The organism is Clostridium sp. C8 (assembly GCF_001010885.1).
Lineage (GTDB): Bacteria > Bacillota > Clostridia > Clostridiales > Clostridiaceae > Clostridium > Clostridium sartagoforme.
Window position 1 is genome coordinate 103,734 of the sequence record NZ_LBMX01000049.1, and the last position, 24,270, is coordinate 128,003.

Sequence of the window (24,270 nt, forward strand, 5' to 3'; positions counted from 1 at the left end):
AAATATTAATTGATTATTGTATAAAATATATTTATAATTTATTAAAAAGGATTTGGGGTGAAAATATGAATTTTGAAAATATTTCAAAAGAAGATAAAGTAATTTATAATTTAATCGAAAAAGAATTAAAAAGACAACAGGATGGAATAGAATTAATTGCATCAGAAAATTTTGCTTCAAAAGCAGTTATGGAAGCTATGGGATCATTCCTTACTAATAAATATGCCGAAGGATATCCAAACAAAAGATATTATGGTGGTTGCCATGTAGTAGATGAAATTGAAGCTATAGCTATAGAAAGAGCTAAAGAGCTATTTGGTGCAGAACATGCAAATGTTCAACCTCATTCAGGTTCACAAGCAAATATGGCAGTATATTTAGCAGTTCTTGAGCATGGTGATACTGTTCTAGGTATGAATTTAAGTCATGGAGGCCATTTAACACATGGTTCACCAGTGAATTTCTCAGGAAAGTTATTCAATTTTGTTTCTTATGGAGTAGATGCTGAAAGTGAAACTATTGATTATGATATAGTTAGAGAAATGGCTATTAAAAATAAGCCAAAGCTTATAGTTGCAGGAGCAAGCGCCTATGCAAGAACAATAGATTTTAAGGCTTTTAAAGAAATATGTGATGAAGTTGGGGCATTATTTATGGTTGATATGGCTCATATTGCAGGACTTGTTGCAGCAGGAGAGCATCCATCACCAGTTCCATATGCTGATTTTGTAACATCAACAACACATAAGACTTTAAGAGGACCAAGAGGTGGCTTGATTCTTTGTAAAGAAAAATATGCAAAGCAATTAGATAAGACTATATTCCCAGGAATACAAGGAGGACCACTTATACATACTATAGCAGCAAAAGCAGTATGTTTTAAAGAAGCATTAGATCCAAGTTATAAAGATTATATAAAAAATGTAATTAATAATTGTAATGTATTATCCAATGAGTTAATAAACTATGGTTTTAAGATTGTTTCAGGAGGAACAGACAATCACTTAATACTTGTAGATTTAACAAATAAGGAAGTTACAGGAAAAGATGCTGAAATACTTTTAGATAGTATTGGAATTACAGTAAATAAAAATACTGTACCTAATGAAACTAAAAGTCCATTTATAACATCTGGAATAAGAATAGGTACACCAGCAGTTACAACAAGGGGATTTAATGAAGAAGATATGAAGGAAGTAGCATCTATTATTAATGATGCAATTTCTGAAAAAGATCCTAATTTAGATTTGCTAAGAAGCAGAGTAAAATCTTTGTGTGAAAAGCATCCTCTATATAATTAATGTAGTATTACATAGATAAAATATCTAGTAAAAAATAGGTGTTAGAAAATTATAATATAATAGAAATGTACAAAAGTTTATTTTATTGTATATTTCTATTATTTTTTATATAAACTGAAATAATATATGAACTATTTAAATTATCAAAGAGCACTAATATATTTATACACAGAATTATATTAAATAAAGAAGTGTTATAATATAGATATATTAAGAAAAGGAGAACTATATCAATGAAACTTATATCATGGAATGTTAATGGAATAAGAGCTTGTGTTACAAAAGGCTTTTTAGAATATTTTAATGAGATGGATGCAGATATTTTTTGTATTCAAGAAAGTAAATTACAAGAAGGACAAATAAATTTAGAATTAGAAGGATACTATCAATATTGGAATTATGCCGAAAAGAAGGGATATTCGGGTACAGCTATTTTTACAAAAGAAAAACCATTAAATGTAACTTATGGTTTAGGAATAGAGGAACATGATAAAGAAGGAAGAGTTATAACATTAGAATTTGAAAATTTCTATATGATAACAGTTTACACTCCAAATTCAAAAAATGAACTTGCAAGATTAGATTATAGAATGGTTTGGGAAGATGCATTTAAGGAGTATTTAAAGGTATTAGATGAAAAGAAACCAGTCATAGTTTGTGGAGATTTAAATGTTGCTCATAAAGAAATAGATTTAAAGAATCCAAAAACTAATTTAAGGAATGCAGGATTTACAGAAGAAGAAAGAAGTAAATTTACTGAATTACTAAATTCAGGATTTGTAGATACATTTAGATATTTTTATCCTGATGAAGTAGGAGCATATTCATGGTGGTCATATAGATTTAATGCAAGAGCTAAAAATGCAGGATGGAGAATTGACTATTTCTTAGTATCAGATTCAATTAAAGATAAGTTAGAAGATGCTAAAATTCACTCAGAGGTCTTAGGCTCAGATCATTGTCCAGTTGAAATTAAAATTAATATTTAGAAAAAGGAAGTTGTCATTATGGCAGCTTCTATTTTTATATTAATTAAAAGCATAAATTAGATTATTGAAAAGTAAATATATATTATAGCTAAACTATAGGGGTGATGTAGTGTCAATTAAGGAAGTTAAAAATAGCTTACCAAACGAACTTATAGAAATTTTAGAAAGTATATATACAGCTGGTCAACTAGATCTAATTTATAAAAGTTTTTATAGAGGAAGAAATACAACATTTAGAATTAATACTTTAAAAGGAAATATAAAAGAGGTGATGGATGAGTTTAATAAAAATAGAATTAAAGCTGTAAACCATCCACTTCTAAAGAATGCATTTATAGTTAAGGGGGTTAAGGAGAGCAGTTTAAGAAGATTAGATGTTTATAAAAATGGGGAAATATATCTACAAAACTTATCTTCAATGTTGCCTCCCTTATTTTTAGATTTAAAAGAAGAATTAATTGTATTAGATATGTGTGCAGCTCCAGGAGGAAAGAGTCTTTATATGGCAGACTTGATCAACAACAAAGCGACTATTTTAGCTAATGATGTTAATGAAATAAGACGAGAAAGATTAAATTATAATATAGAAAAACAAGGAGCAAATTCTATTATTGTTTTAGGTGCAGATGGATGTAGCATAGGAAAAAGGTTAAATAAGTATTTCGATAGAATTTTATTAGATGTACCTTGTTCAGGAGAAGGTACTATTCATTTAAAAAATAATAAAGCATATAAAATATGGAATGAAAAAAAAGTTGCTTTATGCTCAAAACTACAAAAAAGATTATTTGACAGTGCATATAATGCATTAAAACCAGGAGGGATTATGGTATATTCTACATGTACATTAAATCCCTTTGAAAATGAAGAAGTATTAGATTATGCGTTAAATAAATATGAAGATTTAAAATTAGAAAAAATAAATTTACAACTATCTAATGTTATTAGTGGTATAAAACAGTATAAAGAAAGAATGTATAATCCAGAAGTAACAAAAGCAATAAGAATAATTCCAAATGAAAATATGGAAGGATTCTTTATAGCAAAAATAATTAAAAGAAAAGAATAAAAAATACAGCCATATAAATAAGTATAGTAAATCTTTTTATATGGCTAATTTTTAAAGTTTAAAATAATATATAATTTTGAGTTTTAATAGTGCACATGAATTAAATGGAATCTTATATTATCGTTGCTCCAACCTAAATCATAAGGAACTAGAAGTCTATCAGTATTATGACAAGTAACTAATGGATATCCTTTTGAATCAAATCCAGTAACAGTTGATATATGGGTTATTCTTCCCTTTTTCTCATAAGCTACAAAATCTCCTGGTTTCATATTAAAAGCAGCTTTATAAGTTTGTTGGTAAGTACCTTTAGCTATATAAGATGCTCTACCACTTCCAACCATGTAATTTTTAAAACCTTGCGCATTTAACCAGGCTTTTGTGCCTTCTTTTCCAGAGTAATTCCATAATTGATTCTTTTTAAAACCACCACCTTCATGTAAAATTTGAGAGGCAAAATTTGCACAGTCTCCACCATCTGGATTATGATTTTTATATTTTGAATTATATTTAAAAATAAAATTATCATCTTCAGATATTCCGCAATAGGTATGTGCATATTCTATTGCTTTTAATTGTCTTTCATTTGGAATAAATTCAGGAGGTTGATGTTCTAATATATACTTACTGATTTCTTCAGATTTTATATTTTTAATATCTAAAGAATCTGCAAAAGGATCTGTGTACCATTCTTTTGTAATAATATATTTATCATTTTCTTTTTTCAAATTAAGATAATGATTTGTTCCAAGTCTAAAATGATTAATAATATCAGGAGAATCTATATAATAATAATTGAAATCTGTTGCTACATCACAAATAACACCATAAAGCCCAGGTTCTTTTTCCGCAACTTTCCTTATTCTAACTATAGATTTTAAATCCCTAAATTTTACAGCTTGTTTTTCAGACCAATTAATTAAATATTGAGTCTTTTTTGCTTCACTTTCGTATGCCCATAAACTTACTTTTATATTTAGATCATAAAAACCTTTCAATAAATCACAATCACCAGAAACTATAGCATCATTTCTTTGAGAAAATAAATTTTCAAGTAAATCTTTAAATTCCTTCTTCATTTCTTCTGATAAAGAAGATTCATTATTTAAAAAGTTTAAAGTTTCTTTATCTTCATAAAATTCTTCAGCAAAGGAGATAGAAAAGGGTAGTATATTAAAAACATATATAACAATTAAAACTAAGATAATAAATTTATGTTTAAATTTCACAAATTTCGCCTCTTTTCTTTAAAATATATAAGTAGTTTGTACAAAAATAGTTAAATTTATATATAACATTTAATCATTTTATGTGGATGTTTTTAGCAAAAAAGTAACATAAATCATATAATAAAATGTTATAAATTATTAGGGAGAAATTAATGAAAAGGTTAGATTATCTTTATGATAATTCTATGGAGATTAAATTTGATGAAGGTACTAACATAGTTTTTATTTCAGATGTTCATAGAGGTGACGGAACATTTTATGACTCTATGCTTCCAAATATAAATATTTATAAAACTGCTTTATCTTATTATTATAGAAGAGAGTTTATTTATGTAGAAGTAGGAGATGGAGATGAGCTTTGGAAAAATAGAAATTATGATAATATTTCATATTGCTATAATGATATATTTAAATTGTTTAATAAATTTAAAGAAGAAAATAGAATTTATATGATTTATGGAAATCATGATATAATAAAAAACAGAGAAAGTTTTTATCATATACAATACAGAGCTTTAAGAAAAATAGGAACAGATTATGGCAAAAATTTTTTGGATTTTATCAAAGATATAGAATTCTATGAAGGAATAAATTTTAAATTTACACCAGTTAATGAAAAGTTTTTAGTTACTCATGGTCATCAAGTAGATTTAATAAATTCAGATTACTGGCTATTATCAAGATTTTTAGTGCGATATGTATGGAAATTTTTAAATGGTCTTGCAGGCTTTAAAGATCCTATAAGTCCTGCTAAGAATAATAAGAAAGGAAGTAAGGTAGACAGAAAACTTGAAAAATGGTCTGAAATTAATGGTAAGATGCTAATTTGTGGACATACTCATAATAGTAGAATGCCTGCTAAATTTGATCCTCCATATTTTAATGATGGGTGTTGTATTCTACCTTATGCCATGACCGCAATAGAAATTGAAAGTGGAAGTATATCGCTTGTGAAATGGAGTGTTGAATCCCAAGAATCAGGAGTACTTTGGATAAGAAGGAAGGTTATAGTTGGACCAAATAGTATAAAAGATTATCTATTATTTGCGCGAGATAAAAGAATAAGAATTATAGAATAATCTAAAAAACAAAAAATTAAACCAAAAAAGTAAAGGAGATTTTCTAATGAATTCAATAGATTTACATTGTGATACAGCAAGCAGGTTATTATATGAAAATTTAAAACTTAAGGAAAGTATTTGTAAAGTTGATATAAAGAAATTAAAAGAATCAAAAGCATTAGCACAAGTTTTTGCACACTTTATAGAATTAAATATAATAGATAACCCATATTTAGAATTTAAAAAAATGAATGATGTTTTAATGAAGGAATTAAAAGAAAATTATAATGATATTGAAATAGCAACAAATTTAAAAGAATTAGAAGAAGTTAATAATAAAGGTAAAATCGGAGCTTTTTTATCAATAGAAGAAGGGGAAGTATTAGAAGGAAAAATAGAAAGAGTAAAAGAAGTCTATGATATGGGAATAAGATTTATAACATTAACTTGGAATTTCCCAAATAGTATAGGATATCCAAATGTAGGATATAGATATAAGAATAATGGATTAACAGATAAGGGAAAAGAAATAGTAAGTGAAATGGAAAAATTTAAAATAATACCAGATTGCTCTCATTTATCAGATAGAGGTTTTTATGATTTAGTTGATATATGTAAAAAGCCTTTTATTGCAACACACTCTAATGCTAGAGAAATAACTAATCATTCAAGAAATTTAACTGATGATATGATAGTTAAATTAGCTAATAAAGGTGGAGTTATGGGATTAAATTTTTGCGCACCATTTTTAGGAAATGAAAGAATTCCTACAATTGAATCTATGATAGCACATATTAAACATATAAAAAATATTGGAGGAATAGATGTACTTGCATTAGGAACAGATTTTGATGGTATAGAAAATGAAGTGGAAATTAGAAATATTGGAGAAATAGAGAAGCTTAGAGATGCTCTAATAAAAGAAAAATTTATAAGTTCAGAAATTGATAAGATATTCTTTAAAAATGTAAAAAGAGTAGTAAAAGAATGCTTATAATATAAATGAAATTAGGAGAAAAGTATGGAAAACTTACAAGGAAAAATAGCTTTAGTTACAGGTGCATCACGTGGTATTGGAAAAGCTATAGCAATTGAATTAGCGAAAGAAGGAGCTTCTGTAATTATAAATTATTCTAAAGATGATGATGGAGCAGAAACTACATTAGCAGAAATAATTGCATTAGGTAGTTATGCTAAGTTATACAAGGGAAATATATCAGATTATAATACCTGTAAGAAAATGATAGACTATGTTATAGAATACTTTGGAAAAATAGATATACTAATAAATAACGCAGGAATATCTACTATAGGATTATTTATGGATTCCTCAAAAGAAGATATAGATAATGTTATGGGAGTAAATATTCGTGGAGCTATGTATTTAAGTAAACATGCACTTCCACATATGATATCTAAAGGTACTGGAAATATAATTAATATTTCTTCTATATGGGGTGATGTTGGTGCTTCTTGTGAAGTAATATACTCTACTTCAAAAGGAGGAATAAACTTATTCACTAAATCCCTTGCAAAAGAAGTTGCGCCAATGGGAGTAAGAGTTAATGCAGTTGCTCCAGGTGTAATTAATACAGAAATGAATTCATTTTTATGTGAAGATGAAAAGAATGAGTTAAAAGAAGAAATACCAATGGGGAGATTTGGAGAAGCCACTGAAATTGGGAAATTAGTAGCCTTTTTATGCAACGATAGCTGTAGTTACTTAACAGGACAAATTATAAAAGTCGATGGAGGAATGATATAAATTGTTAAACAATTTATTCAGTTGTTTATTTAAAGAAGGTTTACAGAATATTATAAATTAGATATAGTTTAATTAGTTAAAATAATATATATAGTTTAAGAGGTAAGAATTATAGCTCTTAAAAGAGAAAGGACTTAAAATATGGGAAAAGTATTAGTACTAGCAGAAAAACCTTCTGTTGGTAGAGATATAGCAAGGGTTTTAAAATGTAATCAAAATAAAGGAGCATATATTGAAGGCAGTAAGTATGTTATAACTTGGGCATTAGGTCATTTAGTTGGACTACAAGATCCAGAAGGATATGATGAAAAATATAAAACCTGGAGCATGGAAACTCTTCCAATGCTGCCTAAGTATATGAAGCTTACAGTTTTAAAAAAGACATCTAAACAATTTTATGAAGTAAAAAAGCTTTTAAATAGAAGTGATATTGAAGAAATAGTAATAGCTACTGATGCTGGTAGAGAAGGAGAATTAGTTGCAAGATGGACTATAGAAAAAGCTGGAGCTAAGAAGCCTATAAAAAGGCTTTGGATATCATCTCAAACTGATAAAGCAATTTTAGATGGTTTTAAAAGCTTAAAGCCTGGAAGTCAGTATGAAAACTTATATAAAGCAGCAGTATGTAGAGCTGAGGCTGACTGGATAGTTGGACTTAATGCAACCAGGGCCTTAACATGTAAATATAATGCACAGCTTTCAGCAGGAAGAGTACAATCTCCAACTTTAGCTATGATAGTTGATAGAGAAGATGAAATAAAGAATTTTAAACCAAAGGATTTTTATACTATATCTGCAAAAGCAAATGGAATAGTACTTCAATGGATTAATAATGATAATAATACAAGAATTTTTAATGAAGAATGTGCAAATAAGATTTTAAATAATTCAAAAGGACATGATGCTAAAATAACATCAATAACAGAAATTCCTAAAAAGAAATTTTCTCCAGCTTTATATGATTTAACAGAGCTTCAAAGAGATGCCAATAAAATATGGGGATATTCAGCAAAGCAAACTTTATCAATAATGCAGAGGCTTTATGAAAATCATAAGATCTTAACATATCCAAGAACTGATTCAAGATATATATCTACAGATGTTGTTTCAACCATTCCAGATAGGTTGAAGGCAATATCTATTGGTGAATACAGAATGGCAGCTTCTGAAATACTAAAAGGTAAAATAAGTGGAAATAAGAGCTTTGTAGATAATAGCAAGGTTAGTGATCACCATGCAATTATACCTACTGAACAAAAGCCAAACTTAAGCAATTTAAGTTCAGAAGAAAAACATATATATGATCTTGTAGTTAAAAGATTTTTAAGCATTTTAATGCCACCATTTGAATATATCCAAACAAATATAAAGGCTGATATAAATGGAGAAAGTTTTATTGCAAAGGGGCAGGTTATAAAATCAAAAGGATGGAAATCTTTGTATGATAAAGAAATAATAGATGATAGTTCAAATGAAGATGATTTAAAGAACCAAGTACTTCCAGAGCTTAACAAGGGAGATTTATTAAAAATAAATTCAGTGGATTTAAATAAAGGCCAAACCAAGCCGCCAGCAAGATTTAATGAGGGAACACTTTTATCAGCTATGGAAAATCCTCAAAAGTATGTAAATGTAAATAAGGAAGCAGCGAAGACATTAAATGAAACAGGTGGACTTGGAACAGTTGCTACAAGAGCAGATATAATTGAAAAATTATTTAATTCCTTTGTTATTGAGAAAAAGGGAAAAGAAATAGTTCCAACTTCTAAAGGAAGGCAATTAATAGATTTAGTACCTAATGAACTTAAATCTCCATTATTAACTGCGAAGTGGGAAAGTAGACTTGATGGAATTAGTAAGGGAAAAGATAATCCAGATGCTTTTATTAAAGAAATGAGAAATTATGCAATAGCCTTAGTAGAAGCTGTTAAAACTGATAATAGCAAATTTGTTCACGATAATAAAACAGGCAAAAAATGTCCTAATTGCGGAAAATATCTTTTAGAAGTAAAAGGTAAAAATGGAGTTATGAATGTATGCCAAGATAGAGAATGTGGATATAGAGAAAGTGTAAGTAGAACTACTAATGCTAGATGCCCAGAATGTAAGAAAAAGTTAGAAGTTAGAGGTCAAGGAGACGGAAAGATATATGTTTGTACAGGTGCAAACTGTAACTTTAGGGAAAAGGCTTCACAATTTGAAAAGAGATTTGATAAAAAGGGCAAAGTAGATAAAAGAGAAGTAAATAATATGATGAAGAAAATGAAAAAAGAGGCAGAGGACTTTAATAATAATCCTTTTGCAGATCTTTTAGGAAAGATGAATTTAAAAAACTAATGTAATAAATAGATAGTAAAAGAAATATACAGAAATGTTTATTTCTTTTGCTTTTTTTCGAAGAAAATACAAGCTTTTTTGTCCAAAATGAATATCTATTTATTAACCAATATTTGGTATAATTACATTATTAAATATTGGAGGTGCAGTATGAATGAAATGATTTTACTTGGAATTAAAGTAGTATCTATAGTCCTTGGAGTAATAATATTATTATGGATTATAGGATTTAGAATAATTCCAAATGATAAGGTAGGGATTGTTGAAAAATGGTGGTCTACTAAAGGGTCTTTGAATGAACAAATAATTGCATTGAAGGGTGAAGCAGGATATCAACCTGCATTACTAAGAGGAGGAATTCATTTTAGAACACCATTTATTTATAAAGTTCATATAGTTCCTCTAGTTACAATACCCCAAGGGAAAATTGCCTATGTTTTTGCAAGAGATGGAAAACCTTTAGAAGCAACACAAACTTTAGGAAAAGTAGTCAGAGAGGGAAATAACTTTCAAGATGTAAGAAGCTTCTTAGAAAATGGAGGACAAAAAGGCCCACAAAGGGGAATAATAAGAGAAGGTACCTATGCATTTAATCTTGCGCAATTTGTAATTATTACAGAAAATAAAACTTATTATTTAAAGATGGGAAATAAACATGAGCTAGATACTATTTTAACTATGTCTAGATTAATTTCTGAAAGAAGAGGATTTGAGCCTATCATAATTGAGGGTAATAGTGATTTAGTAGGAATAGTGACAGTACATGATGGACAATCATTAGGATCAGAAAATATAATATGTCCTATAGTTGGAGATAATCATAACGATGAAAATTATCATAATAATTTTCAAAATATTGATGCATTTTTAAAAGCTGGTGGATATAGGGGTAGGCAATATCAAGTTTTAGCTGATGGTACTTACTTTATAAATAGATTATTTGCAACAGTAGAATATATTCCTAAAATTATTATCCCAGTTGGATTTGTAGGGGTTGTAGTTTCATATACAGGATCAAAGGGAGAAGATTTCTCAGGAACTGACTACAAGCATGGGGAATTAGTTAAAAAGGGTTATAGAGGAGTTTGGAATGAAGCCTTAATGCCAGGTAAATATGCATTTAACACTTATGCAGGTAATATAATTAAAGTTCCAACCACTAATGTAATATTGAAATGGATTAGTAATCAAAATGGTAGTCATAAATATGATGAAAATCTTAAAGAAGTAAATTTAATTACTAAAGATGCTTTTGAACCAACATTACCACTATCAGTAGTATTTCATATAGATTATAGAAAAGCACCTCTTGTAATTCAAAGATTCGGAGATATAAAGATGCTAGTGGATCAAACATTAGATCCTATGGTATCTGCATATTTTAAGAATATAGGACAAACTAAAACATTAATAGAATTAATACAACAAAGAAACGAAATTCAAGCACAAAGTTCATTAGAAATGAAAGGAAAGTTCGACCACTACAATTTAGAACTAGAAGAAGTATTAATAGGAACTCCTGGAAGCTCTAAGGCAGATACAAATATTGAAACAATATTAACTCAGTTAAGAAGTAGACAAATTGCAAAGGAACAGCTTGAAACTTATGAAACTCAACAAAAAGCAGCAGAAAAAGAAAAGGAACTTAGAGAAGCAGAAGCTATTGCAAAACAACAAACTACTTTAACAGAATCAGATATTAATATTAGAATTCAAGAAAATCAAGGTAAAGCAGAGCTTATGAAGGCTAAGCAAGATGCTGAAAAAATACAAAATCTTTCTGAAGCAGAAGCTTATAAGGTTAAAAAGCAATCTGAAGCAGAAGCCTTTAAGATAAAAATAACAGCAGAAGCTGATGCTGATAAGGAAGCAAGAGTAGGTATATCAAAGGCTATAGCTGCAAGGGAACAAGTAAATGCTTATGGCGGACCACAATATAAAGTTATAAATGATGTTATGACTTCCTTTACAAATGCAATTAAGGAAGGCAAGATTGATATAGTTCCAAGAACCCTTATAAATACAGGAGCTGAAGGAGAAGGCAAGGGAGCAAATGCATTTGAATCTTTAGTTATGTTATTATTAAGTGAAAAATTAACTGAAATAGGAGAAAATAAAACTATTGAGGAGTCAGAAGAAATATTAAAAATAAAAGAAGAAATAATGGATAATTTAAGAGAAAAGAAGCCTATAGAATCAGAAGGAAATTAGTAAAAGAAAGATAGATTATATTTTTATATAGTCTATTTTTATATAATAATTTTAGAATATTTATATAAACTATGAATATAAATGTATAGTCTAAAAATTTCTATCAAAAAGTTAAAATTATTTTTAGAAGAATAAGAGAAATAATATGTGGTAAGAATTAGTATTATAAGGAGGGTGAAGAAGATGGAGATAAATAAATCAGAATGTACATGTGATAAATGTGGGTATAATTTTGAGGGGTTAAAGAGTGAATGTTTAATTATTTGTCCTCAGTGCAAGAAAATAAAAAAGATACAAGATTTTAATTTAATTGAAGGTTAAATTTTTAAGTAGTAGGAATTTTAAATTTCTACTATTTTTTTATAATAATAATATATTTAGAAGCATATTATTACTATATAAGTTGCAAGAAATATTTTACACTTAACTAATTATATTTGAAATTTATAGTATTTAAATAAAGTCAGTATCTATAAGCTTATCTATAAGCATGACATAACTATTAAAGAGTAGATATTTAGATAGTGGGGTGAGGGATTATGGGTGAAGAAATGAAAAATAATAATTATTTAAGAGAAGACTATTTTATATATAAAGGCACAAAATTATTTTTACAAGATTATAAGGATAAATTTATAGACTATAATTTAGAAGGAAATACAAATGAAAATTTAATTATAAGAAGATTTTTAGAATCAAAAAAATATGAAATTAAGTTTATAAACAGGAAAAGAAATGAACTAAAAAGCAAAATATGTAATACAGAAAATACAATTAAAAATTTGGAAAATAGCTTTGTAGAATTAGATAAAGAAAGAGAAGCAAGATTAGTTTCAATTCTAAAGGAAAGGAATAAAAACACTGACTTTGAAAGCTTAGAGGATATTGAAGAAGCAGTTAGTGAAATTAAAAAAATAAAAGATTATGAACTTAAAAAACTTAAAAAATTAAAAAAACAAATTAAGGATTTTGATGAATCTTCTAAAGAAGAAGAAAAGTTAATTAGCACATTGTTGAATTATATAAAAAAAGAATTTTTAGAAGAAAAAGATTATATAGTTAAATTAATAAACTCTGGAACTTTAAAAGATGTAGAGTTGATTTTAAATTATGAATATCTTTCAATTATTATTGATGGAATGTTAAATATAGAGGAGGAGATATTAGGTGGATAATTATTTAAGAGAAGATATTATAAAAGATAATATAAAGGAAAAACTTAAATGTCTATATAAGGATATAGTAATTGATGATATAAGAGAAGAGGTTGAGAAAAGCAAAGAAGAAGTTTTACAAAATATAAGTGAAATTGGAGAAAATAAAAAATTAAATAAAGAAGTTTTAAACAAACTTGACCAAATATTAATTATGGTAGATATGCTAGAAAGTAAAGAAGAAAAAGGAATTAGCACAATTTCTACTAATAGTAAAATTGTACTGATATCAAATATTATTTTATCAATATTATTAATTATAAGTTTTTTTATGTAATAAAAACTGGCTGTCGTATAGACAGCCTTATATCATTTCTAAGTCATCAGCTTTTTTCAAAGTAAATTCAAATTTAACACCATCAATTGTATTTGTTAGCGAATATGAACTTTCATGAAGATTTAGAATTCTTTTTACTATTGCGAGTCCTAGGCCATTACTTTCTTTAGAAGTATTTCTTGCTTTATCAATTCTATAAAATTTAGTATATAAATTTTGTATTTCATTCTCAGGGATATAAGCACCTTTATTTTCTATGGAAATATTCACAATATTATTATTTGTACTAACTTCTATTATAACTTTTTCTTTACTTGGAGTATATTTGAGAGCATTACTAATAAGATTAGTAAGGACTTGTTCTAATTGAAATATATCTCCAATAACATAGCAGTACTCTAATTCAGATATTAAATTTAATTCTATATCTTTAGAAGAAAATTCTAAAGAAAAACTTTTAATAAGCTTTCTAATTAGTCGAAGTATATTAAACTTTTCTATAACTAATTCTATGTTTCCAGATTCAAGTTTTGAAATTTCCAACATATTAGTTACTAATCTGTTCATTTTATGTGATTCATCTATAATAGTATTAATATAAATTAATGCATCCTCACCAGTGGCAATTCCATCTTTAAGACCTTCTGCATATCCTTCTATTATACCAATAGGAGTTTTTAAGTCATGTGAAACACTAGCAACGAAATCTTTTCTCATTTCTTCTAGCTTACGTTCTTTTTCAATGTCTTCTTCTAACTTTTTATTTTTTTGTTTTAAGTCATCTAATGCGTTTTTTAATGTAGATGATAGAAAATTCAATGTTATGGCAAGATTTCCAATTTCATCATCAGACCTGACTTCACATTTAGCTGTAAAATCCATTGAAGACATCTTTTTAGCAACCTTATTTATATTTACCAGTGGTTTAGAAATTAAATTTGCATAAACAGAGGAGAGTAAGATCGCAATTAAACTAATTCCTAAAAAGAGATATTCATAGAATTCTTTAATAACACCAGCAGCTTCATTAATAGGTTGCATAGATGAAACTGTTACAATAATAGAATCATTTTTAGAATTTAATGACATTGGTGATAAAATACCAATTTTTTTTGAGTTACTTGATTTATTCTCAAAAACGTTAGCTTGTGGTTTACCAGAAGTCAAAACTTCATTAATAAGAGCTTTATCATTAATAATTTCAGCACAAAATGCTGTTAGAACCTGAAAATCATCTGTACTTTTATCGTAATTCGGTAGAACTTTAAATTTACCATCTAATGAAAAAATAGCAACCTTAGAGTCATTTTCTTGCTCGAATCTATATAATGCATCAGTTAAAAGATTTTCGTTAGTATAAGAGTTTAATGTGCTAAACTTATTAGCATCTTTTATCATATCTTTTACTTTTCTACTTAAATAGAAATCTTCAAAAAACAAAATTTGAAATAACATACTAAAAATTAACATGCTAAAAATTAAACCGAAGGTTATTAAAAATAATTTTTTTGATATACTAAATTTATTTTTTTGCTTCAAATCTATAACCACTTCCTCTAACCGTAACTATGCAACTAGATTTATCACCAAGCTTTTCCCTAAGCCTTTTAATATTCGTATCTACTGTTCTTAAATCTCCATAATAATCTAATCCCCATACATTATCTAGTATAGTATCTCTAGATAGTGCTATTCCTTCATTATCAGATAGATAAGATAGAAGTTCAAATTCTTTAGGAGAAAGATTAATAATTTCTTTATTTACCTTTACTTCATGAGATAACTTATTTATAGTTAAGCCATCATATTCTTTTGAACTAGAAAAACTTTCTTCAGAAGTTCTCTTAAGTAAAGCTTTTACTTTAGCTATCAATACTTTAGGGGAAAAAGGTTTAGTTATATAATCATCTGCTCCCATTTCATAGCCAAACAATTTATCTTCTTCTTGTCCTTTAGCGGTTAATAGTATGACAGGTATAGTTGAAGCTTTTCTTATCATCTCTAAAACTGTGATTCCATCTACTTTAGGCATCATAATGTCTAATATAACTAAATCTACTTTAGTGCTTATAAAATAATTAAGTCCTTCATCACCATCAGATGCTTCTATAATATTAAACCCTTCTTTTAAAAAGTAATCTCTCAGAAGAAATCTAATACGAGTTTCATCTTCAATTAATAGTATATTTTTTTTCATAAAAGCCCCCCTATTCTAAATGCTTTATTTTAATTATAAATGTCAATATTAATATGGTAAAGATTAATTATGTAGATTATTAAGTAAAACATATATATAATTATATTATTATATTTAATTTTAAGTCAAAAAATAATTTTTAATAAAAAAGTATAAAGAATGGGTGGAATATATGTTCAAATTGAATTTTAATGTTGAAAGACATATTTTAGATAATGGATTAGAAGTTATAACAATAAAAAAAGATACCAAAATAACATCTATAAATATTGGAATAAAAGTTGGTTCTCTATATGAAAATATAAATGAAAAAGGAATATCTCACTTTATAGAACATATGTTATTTAAAGGAACAAAAAATAGAAGTTATGAAACTTTAAATGATGAATTAGAATTTTTAGGGGGAGAATATAACGCTTATACAGATTATACATCAACGGTTTATACAATTAGTTGTTTAGACGAAGAACTTAAAAATGCTATAGATATCTTAGGAGATATGATTATAAATCCTAAATTTGATAAGGAAGAATTGGAAAAGGAAAGAGGCGTAATTCTTGCAGAGATGAGGACTAGTAAGGATGATATCGAAGATTTAAGTTTTAAAAGAATTAATGAAGTAGCATTTAAAGATAGTCCTTTAAAATATGATGTTGCAGGACTTGAAGGTAATATAAAAAAATATACAAGGGATGATTTAATTAGTTTTTATAATAGATATTATATACCTAATAATGCATTGGTGACAGTAGTATCACCATATGATCATGATGAAGCATTAAATGAAGTGAAAAATAAATTTGCTAAGTGGGAAAAGGGTGAAAAACAAGAAAAAAATATTATTGAAGAAAAGAATATTTGTAAATCTATAACAACTACAAAGTCTAATATAGAGCAAAATACAATAGTTTATTTATATACATTTTATAATTTGGATAGAAATTTAGAACTTCCACTTAGAATTTTAAATCATAGATTAGGAGAAAGTTCAAATTCTCTTTTATTTAGGGAAGTAAGAGAAAAAAGAGGACTTGCATATGATATTTATACAAGTATAGATATGACAAATAATGTTAAGACTTTATATATCTATACTGCAGTTGGAGAAGAAGATGTGAAAGCAGCTATAAAATCAATAGATGAAACAATATCTGGTGTTAAAAATGGAGCTTTAGAAATTGGAGAAAGAGATTTAGATCTTATGAAAAAAGTTCATAAAACAGCAGTTATATCAACTTTAGAAGATCCTTCAGAACTATGTAATTATATGCTTCACCAAGGGTTAGATAATGAAAATCTATATGAATTTGTTTCAGATATGGAAAAGCTTCATAGTTTGGATGTAAATAAAATTCAACAAGTAGCAAGAGAAGTTTTAAACAATCCAACTATTCACATATTAAAATCTTAAAATTATGGAGAAAATCATGAATATTATTACTAAAATAGAAGTACAAAAGAAAAATAAAGAAAGAGTAAATATATATATTGATAACGAGTATTCATTTTCATTAAGTGCTGAATTAGTTTATAAAGAAAATTTAAAAATAAATGAGAAAGTTGATATAGAAAAAATAACCTTTATTTCTAAGGAAGATAATTATATAAAATGCAAGAATGCTGCCCTTAGAATCATAGAGAGATCTTATAAAAGTGAAAAAGAACTTAAGGATAAGCTTTTATTAAAAGGATATGATAATTTAACTATTGATAAAACTGTAGACTTTTTAAGGGAATATAATTTGTTAAATGATATAAGTTATGTAAAAATGTATGTAAAAGATAAGAGTAAATTACAAGGCAAGAAGAAGATAAAGTATGATTTAATAAAAAAAGGGATTAGCGATAATCTTATAGAAAAAGAAATTTCCAACATAGATGAAGAAAATGAAAAAGAAATAGCATATAATATGGTATTGAAAAAATACAATATACTATCGAAGCGAGAAACTGATAAATATAAATTATCTCAAAAGCTATATAGGTTTTTATTATCAAAAGGATATGATCATGATGTAGTTTCAAATGTTGTAAAGAGAGTAATGAATACAGAAGAAATATATTAATAAAAGGAGAGACATTAATGATTACATATTTGCCATATATTTTATGTGCTTTATTAATGCTTTTTTCAATAAAAGGCAGTTTACAAGGTTCATTAGAAGAAGAAACTGCTGAGTATTCTTTAAAGAGGTTACTTTATTATTTTTCTATTTTCATAACATTTTTAATAATGATTATTAATTTAGAAGATATATATTTAGCTATATTGAAGTTTGCAAATAATTATTCAGCAGATACTTTAATTAGTAGTAATTTATTTAAAGCATTAATGCTTGCAGTAGTTTTTCTATTTATACAAACAATAATTTATTTTGTTTTAAAATGCCTAAATAATCCTTTAACAAGAACTTATAAAGGTTTATTAAATAAAGGGAAAATAAGAATAGTATTATTTTCATCACTTTTTGGATTTTTAAAAGGATTAGTTATTATTTTAATTATGTTTATGGGAATTGTGACTTATAATACAACCTTTGGAAGAGGTATGAAAATTAACCTATTTAATGATATAAAAGGATATGGAACATTAGAACGTATAATATCAATAAACAAACCTGTAATATCTTATAATGATTTTAAGGAGTATATTCCAGCAAATTCAAATGTAATAGTGTATTATAATGGTGTAACTTTAGAAGAGGGGATAATGTCATCAAATGAAATTGATCAAAAAGCAATTGAAATAGTTGGAAATAGCAAAAGTGATAGAGAAAAGGCAAAAAAATTATATTCATGGATTGGATCAAATATAAAATATGATTTTTCAAAGGCTGAAAAAGCATTAGGTCCAGAGGGGGTAAGCAATAGTGGAGCAATAGAAGCATGGAATACAAGAAGTGGAATTTGCTTTGATTATTCTTGTCTTTATGTTGCTATGGCAAAATCAGTAGGATTGGGAACACGAATAGTTACAGGAGATGCTTTCGATGGTGAAAATTATGGTCCACATGCATGGAATCAAGTGTATCTTAAAGAAGAAGGAATTTGGATTAACGTAGATCCAACATTTTATTTAGCAGGAGATTACTTTGATAATGAAGATTTTTATGAAGACCATTTAAATCCACAAATAGCAGGAGAATGGAATTGATTAATTAATAATTAACAATGCGTAATAGTTTTAAATTGCGAATATAAAGGCTACGATAAATAGATATGTTTCATAAGCTAAATAGCTACGCAAAGAAGTACTAGGCTCGGAGAACTACTATGCCAAGAGTTTTGGTTAAACTCGCTGCGCTCAGACAAACCAACAACACTAAGAGGCATAGTAGTTCTTCCTTCACGAAGTACTTCTAGTTTCTCGCTATATGCTTATTTCACATATCCTATTTACCTTCGCCAACTTATATTAAGAATTTAAATTAATAATGAATTAAGTTATTGGTAAAAAATAATTGGTGAGGAAAATTAAAAACTTAGTTAAGTGTAGCGGACTATAATTGAGCTTGTTCCCTGTTACCTATAAAATAAAAATAACTGTGCACTGTGCCTTGTGAACTGTGAACTGAAAAATGCTTCGCAATTTAAAACTATTGAGCTTTTTTATTTTTAGATATTATTAAATTAATAGCTTTTTCGCAATCATCATCAGAATTATCTAAAGACCAAGCCAGATTGAAATAAATCAAGGCTTTTTTTATTTCTTCTTTCATTGCATAACAATAAGCTAGGTTAAAAAAGTACTTACTTTCTTGTTGCATAGCAAGTGCTCTTTTTATCATTTTTATAGCAGAGTCAAAATTTTTAAGTTTTATATAACAAACACCAGCATTATAGTAGGAACATGTTGTATTTTCATTATTTTCAATTGACATATTATAAAAATCTATTGCTTTCTTAAAATCTTTAAGGTTGTAGTATTTATTGCCTTCATTAAAGTAATTCATTTTTACCTCCAAGGATTACAAGTAATATGTGTCTAAATTATTGACAGATGTATAAGTTAATATTCAATATATGAAAACTAACTTAATAATGTACAAAAATTAAAAAAATGAAAAATAATAGCAATTTTAAATTGTAATATAAAATAAAATTCGACAAACTTTGTAAAATTATCTTTATTTTTTTATGGTTCTCTAATATAATATATTTATGTTTTTTAGGAACGGATTTAAAAGAGCAGGAGAGATGATATGTGTAATAATAATCCATATATATTAGTATTAGGAGCATCAATAGTAGATATAATAGGCTTTAGTAGAAAAAAATATCATGGAAAGGACTCCATACCTGGAAATATTAAAATATCTTTAGGCGGAGTTTGTAGAAATATTGCAGAAAATTTAGCAAGAGTTAATGTTAATACTGAATTTATTTCTATTTTAGGTGGAGATGATCAAGGTAGAAACATTTTGGAGAATTCAAAAAAAATAGGATATAGTATGAAGCATTCATTGATTTTAGAAAATGAATATACACCAACATACATGGCTATTTTAAATGAAGACGGTGAAATGGAATCTGCAATAGTAGATATGGACAGACTTAATAATATGAGAGCTAGTTTTATAGATTCAAAGGCACATATAATTGAAAATGCAGAATATACAATATTAGATTCAGACAATCCTAAATTATTAGAATATATTTTGACAAATTTTCAAGGAAAAACTAAATTTATTTTAGATCCTGTTTCAGCTACTAAAGCAGAAAAAATCAAACATTTGGTTAAATATTTTCATACTATTAAACCAAACAGATTAGAAGCTGAGGTTTTATGTGGATTCAAAATAGAGAATAATGAAGATTTAAAAAAAGCTGCAGAATACTTTTTATCTTTAGGAGTAAAAAATGTATTTATAAGTCTTGATGCAGATGGCATATATTATAAGAATTGTAAAGAAATGGGTAAGATTTCAACTAATAATATAGAAGTGAAAAATGTTACTGGTGCGGGAGATTCTTTTGTTGCAGGAGTTGGATATGGATATATGAATAATATGTCTATTAAAGACACTGTTAAATATGCTATTGCAATGTCAACAATAACAATAACTCACGAAGACACTATAAATCCATCTATGAGTGAAAAGTTTGTTAATGAATATATAAAAAAGCTAGAATGGTTAGAAGATTAATAGTTACATAATTTCACCTTTATTTCTTAAGATTAAATAAAATAAAATAGTTTCTTTTGCATAAGATAAGTATATAAACTTGGAGGTGAAAGAAATGAGTAACAAACCAAAGAATAGTCATAAAAAGCATATAAATCATAATCCACAAGTTGAAAGTGTAAAAGCAGTTTATGGAGAACCAAAAGCAAAAGAGCATGATCGTAGAGATTTTAAAATTTAATAAAGTTTTAATATGTTAAGTTAAGAGGCTATTATTAATAGCCTCTTAACTTATTATGATTTGAAAGATATAAATAAAATAAAAATAAATTATTGATTACAATATGCATTTTCATTATGGAAATATTGACAAAACTGATAATCTGATATAATATAGTTTTAAAAATCATATATAAAAGCAATGATAAAGAGGAGTAAGGAATACAATATATAAAGAGAATGAAGGTCATAGGCTGTAAGCCTTCTATATTAGAGTATCCTGAAGGTAGCTTTTGAGCATCTTTACTGAAACTAAGTAAGTAAGGACGGCTGTCTTAGTCGTTATAAAATAAAGAGCTTATCATAATAAATTATGGTAAGAAAAAAGGTGGTACCGCGAGTCTTCGTCCTTTTGTGATGAAGGCTCTTTTTTTATTTTTAAAATAAAAAATAGGCTTAATAGTATTTTTATGATTTTAATCATAAAACATTAAAAACTGTTAGCTTTTAAATAAGAAGGAAATAAAGGAGGAAAATATATGTTAGAAAATAATAATTTAGCTACTACATATAATCCAAAAGAATTTGAGGAAAGAATTTATAAAACTTGGGAAGAAAAAAAATATTTTACACCAATAATTGATAAAAATAAGAAGCCATTTTCAATAGTTATGCCGCCACCGAATATAACAGGAAAGCTTCATTTAGGTCATGCTCTTGATAATACACTTCAAGATATGCTAATAAGATTTAAAAGAATGCAAGGTTATTGTACTTTATGGCTTCCAGGACAAGATCATGCTTCTATTGCAACTGAGGTTAAGGTTGAAAATGAACTTTTAAAGCAAGGATTAGTTAAAAAGGAAATGGGAAGAGAAGCATTTTTAGAAAAAGTTTGGGAATGGTCTGATGAATATAGAGGTACTATAAGAAATCAGCTTAAAAAGATGGGCGTTTCTTGTGATTTTTCAAGAGAAGCTTTTACAATGGATGAAAACTTAAATAAAGCTGTTAGAACTGTTTTTGTTAAGCTATATAATGAGGGCTTAATTTATCAAGGAAACAGAATAACTAACTGGTGTCCTAAATGTACTACAGCTCTTTCAGATGCTGAAATAGAATATGAAGAAAAGGAAGGAAGTTTTTGGCATATAAATTATCCATTATCTGATGGAAGTGGTTATCTAGAAATTGCAACTACAAGACCTGAAACATTACTTGGAGATACTGCTGTAGCTGTAAATCCAAATGATGATAGATTCAAGCATTTAATAGGAAAAACATTAAAACTACCACTAACAGATAGAGAAATTCCAATAGTTGGAGATGACTATGTGGATATAGAATTTGGAACTGGTGCGGTTAAAATAACTCCAGCTCATGATCCAAATGATTTCCAAGTAGGACTTAGACATAACCTACCACAAATAAGAGTTATGGATGATAAGGGTGTTATTAATGAGTTAGGTGGAAAATATCAAGGTTTAGATAGATATGAAGCTAGAAAACAAATGGTTAAAGATTTAGAGGGGTTAGGTTTATTAGTAAAAGTTAAACCTCACAATCATAATGTTGGAACTCATGATAGATGTGGAACTACAGTTGAACCTATAATTTCAAAGCAATGGTATGTTAAAATGGAATCTTTAGCAAAACCATCAATTGAAGCAGTTAAAACTAATAAGACTAAGTTTGTTCCAGAAAGATTTGATAAAATATACTTCAACTGGATGGAAAACATTCAAGATTGGTGTATATCAAGACAATTATGGTGGGGACATAGAATCCCAGTTTGGTACTGTAATGATTGTAGAGAAATGATAGTTCAAGAAAATGCACCAGAAATTTGTCCTAAGTGTGGATCTAAGCACTTACATCAAGATGAAGATGTATTAGATACTTGGTTCTCATCAGCACTATGGCCTTTTTCAACTTTAGGTTGGCCAAATAAAACAGAGGATTTAGAATATTTCTATCCAACAAATGTATTAGTTACTGGATATGATATTATCTTCTTCTGGGTCGCAAGAATGATATTCTCTGGAATACACAATATGGATGAAACTCCATTTGATACAGTTTTAATTCATGGTATTATAAGAGATGCTCAAGGAAGAAAAATGAGTAAATCTTTGGGCAATGGAGTAGATCCGCTTGAAGTTATAGATGAATATGGAGCAGACGCCTTAAGATTTATGCTTGTTACAGGAAATTCTCCAGGAAATGATATAAGGTATATTCCAGAAAGAGTTGAAGCGGCTAGAAACTTTGCAAATAAGATGTGGAATGCTTCAAGATTTGTTATGATGAATCTTGATAAAGAAATAATGGATAAATATGCAGATTGCAAGGAATATAGCTTAGCAGATAAATACATTCTTTCAAAAATGAATTCTTTAGTTAAAGAAGTAACTGAAAACATGGAAAAATATGAGCTTGGAATTGCGCTTCAAAAGGTTTATGACTTCATGTGGACAGAGTTCTGTGATTGGTATATAGAATTAGTTAAAGGTGTATTATACGGTGAAGATGAAAAGCAAAAAGGAATAGTTTATAATGTTCTAAATGAAGTTCTTAAAACAGGACTTAAGCTTCTACACCCAGTAATGCCATTTATAACTGAAGAAATATACACTACTTTAACTGATGGTGAATCAATAGTAATTTCAAATTGGCCAGAATATAATGAAGACTTAAATAACGAAAAAGCTGAAAAGGATATGGACTTTATAATTGAAGCTATTAAGGGATTAAGAAATGTTAGAGCTGAAATGAATGTACCACCATCAAGAAAAGCTAAAGTTATAGCTTATACTACAAATGAAGCAAAAGATGCATTTACAGCAGGAGTTCATTATATTGAAAAATTAGCATCTGCATCAGAAGTTGCATTTATAGAAGATAAAGCACAAGTTCCAGAAAATGCTGTGTCACTAGTAGTTAAAGGTGGAGAGTTATTTATGCCACTTCTAGACTTAGTAGATAAAGAAAAAGAACTTGAAAGATTAAATAAAGAAAAGAAAAAGCTAGGAGGCGAAGTGGAAAGAATAGATAAAAAATTATCTAACCAAGGTTTTGTAGCTAAAGCACCACAAGCTGTAATAGATGGAGAAAAAGAAAAAAGAGAAAAATATAATGAAATGCTAGAGGCAGTTTTAGTTAGAATAGATGCATTAAAATAAAATTAATAAAAGAATTATTGTCGTAATTTATTTTAAATTACTTAAAATATTTTGAATTAAAAAGCTCCCTTATTAGTATAATCCCCTTATGGT

Annotated in this window: 21 protein-coding genes and 1 other annotated feature; of the genes, 17 read left to right on the top strand and 4 right to left on the bottom strand. The window is 27.3% G+C overall.

Annotation, left to right across the window (positions count from 1 at the left end):
• The first annotated feature begins 65 nt into the window (after positions 1 to 65).
• The 3 genes from glyA (at position 66) to AAT22_RS08130 (ending at position 3,359) form a co-directional block, all read left to right on the top strand.
• Positions 66 to 1,301: a serine hydroxymethyltransferase gene (gene glyA / locus AAT22_RS08120; protein ID WP_016206718.1), complete on the top strand. Its 1,236-nt coding sequence runs from the start codon at positions 66 to 68 to the stop codon at positions 1,299 to 1,301.
• A 233-nt stretch (positions 1,302 to 1,534) separates the two neighbouring features.
• The gene (locus AAT22_RS08125) at positions 1,535 to 2,290 is read left to right on the top strand and encodes an exodeoxyribonuclease III (protein ID WP_047000845.1); all 756 of its coding nucleotides are present in this window, start codon (positions 1,535 to 1,537) and stop codon (positions 2,288 to 2,290) included.
• A gap of 109 nt (positions 2,291 to 2,399) precedes the next feature.
• The gene (locus AAT22_RS08130) at positions 2,400 to 3,359 is read left to right on the top strand and encodes an RsmB/NOP family class I SAM-dependent RNA methyltransferase (protein WP_047000846.1); all 960 of its coding nucleotides are present in this window, start codon (positions 2,400 to 2,402) and stop codon (positions 3,357 to 3,359) included.
• Positions 3,360 to 3,442: 83 nt separating this feature from the next.
• Here AAT22_RS08130 and AAT22_RS08135 read toward each other — a convergent pair whose 3' ends face one another.
• The gene (locus AAT22_RS08135; RefSeq protein ID WP_016206721.1) at positions 3,443 to 4,588 is read right to left on the bottom strand and encodes an amidase domain-containing protein; all 1,146 of its coding nucleotides are present in this window, start codon (positions 4,586 to 4,588) and stop codon (positions 3,443 to 3,445) included.
• 152 nt (positions 4,589 to 4,740) lie between these two features.
• Between AAT22_RS08135 and AAT22_RS08140 the strand changes: the two genes are divergently transcribed.
• The 8 genes from AAT22_RS08140 to AAT22_RS08170 all read left to right on the top strand — a co-directional run bounded on the left by AAT22_RS08140 (position 4,741) and on the right by AAT22_RS08170 (position 13,453).
• A complete protein-coding gene (locus AAT22_RS08140) occupies positions 4,741 to 5,667 on the top strand; it encodes a metallophosphoesterase (protein ID WP_047000847.1) in 927 nt (308 codons plus the stop codon).
• A gap of 46 nt (positions 5,668 to 5,713) precedes the next feature.
• Positions 5,714 to 6,646, top strand: coding sequence for a dipeptidase (locus AAT22_RS08145; RefSeq protein ID WP_047000848.1), 933 nt, complete (start codon positions 5,714 to 5,716; stop codon positions 6,644 to 6,646).
• A gap of 24 nt (positions 6,647 to 6,670) precedes the next feature.
• A complete protein-coding gene (locus AAT22_RS08150; protein WP_047000849.1) occupies positions 6,671 to 7,414 on the top strand; it encodes an SDR family oxidoreductase in 744 nt (247 codons plus the stop codon).
• 141 nt (positions 7,415 to 7,555) lie between these two features.
• Positions 7,556 to 9,751 carry a DNA topoisomerase III gene (locus tag AAT22_RS08155; protein ID WP_047000850.1) on the top strand — a complete coding sequence of 732 codons (2,196 nt, stop codon included), beginning with the start codon at positions 7,556 to 7,558 and terminating at the stop codon, positions 9,749 to 9,751.
• A gap of 150 nt (positions 9,752 to 9,901) precedes the next feature.
• Positions 9,902 to 11,962 (top strand): SPFH domain-containing protein, encoded by a 2,061-nt coding sequence (locus AAT22_RS08160; RefSeq protein WP_047000851.1) that lies wholly within the window; start codon positions 9,902 to 9,904, stop codon positions 11,960 to 11,962.
• Positions 11,963 to 12,145: 183 nt separating this feature from the next.
• Entirely contained in the window at positions 12,146 to 12,283 is a 138-nt protein-coding gene (locus AAT22_RS19035) for a hypothetical protein (RefSeq protein WP_156174298.1), read from the top strand.
• Between the two features lie 218 nt (positions 12,284 to 12,501).
• Positions 12,502 to 13,137 carry a hypothetical protein gene (locus tag AAT22_RS08165; RefSeq protein ID WP_016206727.1) on the top strand — a complete coding sequence of 212 codons (636 nt, stop codon included), beginning with the start codon at positions 12,502 to 12,504 and terminating at the stop codon, positions 13,135 to 13,137.
• On the top strand, positions 13,130 to 13,453 hold the full coding sequence (locus tag AAT22_RS08170) for a hypothetical protein (RefSeq protein ID WP_047000852.1): 324 nt from the start codon (positions 13,130 to 13,132) through the stop codon (positions 13,451 to 13,453). The genes AAT22_RS08165 and AAT22_RS08170 overlap by 8 nt, the downstream gene beginning before the upstream one ends.
• Before the next feature lie 27 nt (positions 13,454 to 13,480).
• Here AAT22_RS08170 and AAT22_RS08175 read toward each other — a convergent pair whose 3' ends face one another.
• Positions 13,481 to 14,923: a HAMP domain-containing sensor histidine kinase gene (locus tag AAT22_RS08175; RefSeq protein ID WP_047000861.1), complete on the bottom strand. Its 1,443-nt coding sequence runs from the start codon at positions 14,921 to 14,923 to the stop codon at positions 13,481 to 13,483.
• 52 nt (positions 14,924 to 14,975) lie between these two features.
• Positions 14,976 to 15,650 carry a response regulator transcription factor gene (locus AAT22_RS08180; protein WP_047000853.1) on the bottom strand — a complete coding sequence of 225 codons (675 nt, stop codon included), beginning with the start codon at positions 15,648 to 15,650 and terminating at the stop codon, positions 14,976 to 14,978.
• Between the two features lie 172 nt (positions 15,651 to 15,822).
• Between AAT22_RS08180 and AAT22_RS08185 the strand changes: the two genes are divergently transcribed.
• From AAT22_RS08185 to AAT22_RS08195, 3 genes are read left to right on the top strand one after another with little or no spacing between them, the layout of a single operon-like run.
• Entirely contained in the window at positions 15,823 to 17,061 is a 1,239-nt protein-coding gene (locus tag AAT22_RS08185) for a pitrilysin family protein (protein ID WP_016206730.1), read from the top strand.
• A 16-nt stretch (positions 17,062 to 17,077) separates the two neighbouring features.
• Positions 17,078 to 17,716, top strand: a complete 639-nt coding sequence (gene recX / locus AAT22_RS08190; protein WP_016206731.1) for a recombination regulator RecX — start codon at positions 17,078 to 17,080, stop codon at positions 17,714 to 17,716.
• Positions 17,717 to 17,733: 17 nt separating this feature from the next.
• The gene (locus AAT22_RS08195) at positions 17,734 to 18,804 is read left to right on the top strand and encodes a transglutaminase-like domain-containing protein (RefSeq protein WP_047000854.1); all 1,071 of its coding nucleotides are present in this window, start codon (positions 17,734 to 17,736) and stop codon (positions 18,802 to 18,804) included.
• A 442-nt stretch (positions 18,805 to 19,246) separates the two neighbouring features.
• On the opposite strand, the gene AAT22_RS08200 is transcribed toward AAT22_RS08195, so the two are convergent.
• The gene (locus AAT22_RS08200) at positions 19,247 to 19,603 is read right to left on the bottom strand and encodes a tetratricopeptide repeat protein (protein ID WP_016209222.1); all 357 of its coding nucleotides are present in this window, start codon (positions 19,601 to 19,603) and stop codon (positions 19,247 to 19,249) included.
• Between the two features lie 249 nt (positions 19,604 to 19,852).
• Between AAT22_RS08200 and AAT22_RS08205 the strand changes: the two genes are divergently transcribed.
• From AAT22_RS08205 to AAT22_RS08210, 3 genes are all read left to right on the top strand, one after another.
• The gene (locus tag AAT22_RS08205) at positions 19,853 to 20,797 is read left to right on the top strand and encodes a carbohydrate kinase family protein (protein ID WP_047000855.1); all 945 of its coding nucleotides are present in this window, start codon (positions 19,853 to 19,855) and stop codon (positions 20,795 to 20,797) included.
• A 94-nt stretch (positions 20,798 to 20,891) separates the two neighbouring features.
• A complete protein-coding gene (locus tag AAT22_RS19540; protein ID WP_016206734.1) occupies positions 20,892 to 21,017 on the top strand; it encodes a CPC_1213 family protein in 126 nt (41 codons plus the stop codon).
• A 171-nt stretch (positions 21,018 to 21,188) separates the two neighbouring features.
• Positions 21,189 to 21,410, top strand: a binding site (T-box leader).
• A gap of 124 nt (positions 21,411 to 21,534) precedes the next feature.
• Positions 21,535 to 24,177 (top strand): valine--tRNA ligase, encoded by a 2,643-nt coding sequence (locus AAT22_RS08210; RefSeq protein ID WP_047000856.1) that lies wholly within the window; start codon positions 21,535 to 21,537, stop codon positions 24,175 to 24,177.
• Positions 24,178 to 24,270 lie beyond the last annotated feature (93 nt).

Bases quoted from the DNA above. Each gene is read 5' to 3' on its own strand.
- glyA (WP_016206718.1), top strand. From the start codon at position 66: ATGAATTTTGAAAATATTTCAAAAGAAGATAAAGTAATTTATAATTTA.
- AAT22_RS08125 (WP_047000845.1), top strand. From the start codon at position 1,535: ATGAAACTTATATCATGGAATGTTAATGGAATAAGAGCTTGTGTTACA.
- AAT22_RS08140 (WP_047000847.1), top strand. From the start codon at position 4,741: ATGAAAAGGTTAGATTATCTTTATGATAATTCTATGGAGATTAAATTT.
- AAT22_RS08145 (WP_047000848.1), top strand. From the start codon at position 5,714: ATGAATTCAATAGATTTACATTGTGATACAGCAAGCAGGTTATTATAT.
- AAT22_RS08150 (WP_047000849.1), top strand. From the start codon at position 6,671: ATGGAAAACTTACAAGGAAAAATAGCTTTAGTTACAGGTGCATCACGT.
- AAT22_RS08155 (WP_047000850.1), top strand. From the start codon at position 7,556: ATGGGAAAAGTATTAGTACTAGCAGAAAAACCTTCTGTTGGTAGAGAT.
- AAT22_RS08160 (WP_047000851.1), top strand. From the start codon at position 9,902: ATGAATGAAATGATTTTACTTGGAATTAAAGTAGTATCTATAGTCCTT.
- AAT22_RS19035 (WP_156174298.1), top strand. From the start codon at position 12,146: ATGGAGATAAATAAATCAGAATGTACATGTGATAAATGTGGGTATAAT.
- AAT22_RS08165 (WP_016206727.1), top strand. From the start codon at position 12,502: ATGGGTGAAGAAATGAAAAATAATAATTATTTAAGAGAAGACTATTTT.
- AAT22_RS08175 (WP_047000861.1), bottom strand. From the start codon at position 14,923: ATGTTAATTTTTAGTATGTTATTTCAAATTTTGTTTTTTGAAGATTTC.
- AAT22_RS08180 (WP_047000853.1), bottom strand. From the start codon at position 15,650: ATGAAAAAAAATATACTATTAATTGAAGATGAAACTCGTATTAGATTT.
- AAT22_RS08185 (WP_016206730.1), top strand. From the start codon at position 15,823: ATGTTCAAATTGAATTTTAATGTTGAAAGACATATTTTAGATAATGGA.
- recX (WP_016206731.1), top strand. From the start codon at position 17,078: ATGAATATTATTACTAAAATAGAAGTACAAAAGAAAAATAAAGAAAGA.
- AAT22_RS08195 (WP_047000854.1), top strand. From the start codon at position 17,734: ATGATTACATATTTGCCATATATTTTATGTGCTTTATTAATGCTTTTT.
- AAT22_RS08200 (WP_016209222.1), bottom strand. From the start codon at position 19,603: ATGAATTACTTTAATGAAGGCAATAAATACTACAACCTTAAAGATTTT.
- AAT22_RS08205 (WP_047000855.1), top strand. From the start codon at position 19,853: ATGTGTAATAATAATCCATATATATTAGTATTAGGAGCATCAATAGTA.
- AAT22_RS19540 (WP_016206734.1), top strand. From the start codon at position 20,892: ATGAGTAACAAACCAAAGAATAGTCATAAAAAGCATATAAATCATAAT.
- AAT22_RS08210 (WP_047000856.1), top strand. From the start codon at position 21,535: ATGTTAGAAAATAATAATTTAGCTACTACATATAATCCAAAAGAATTT.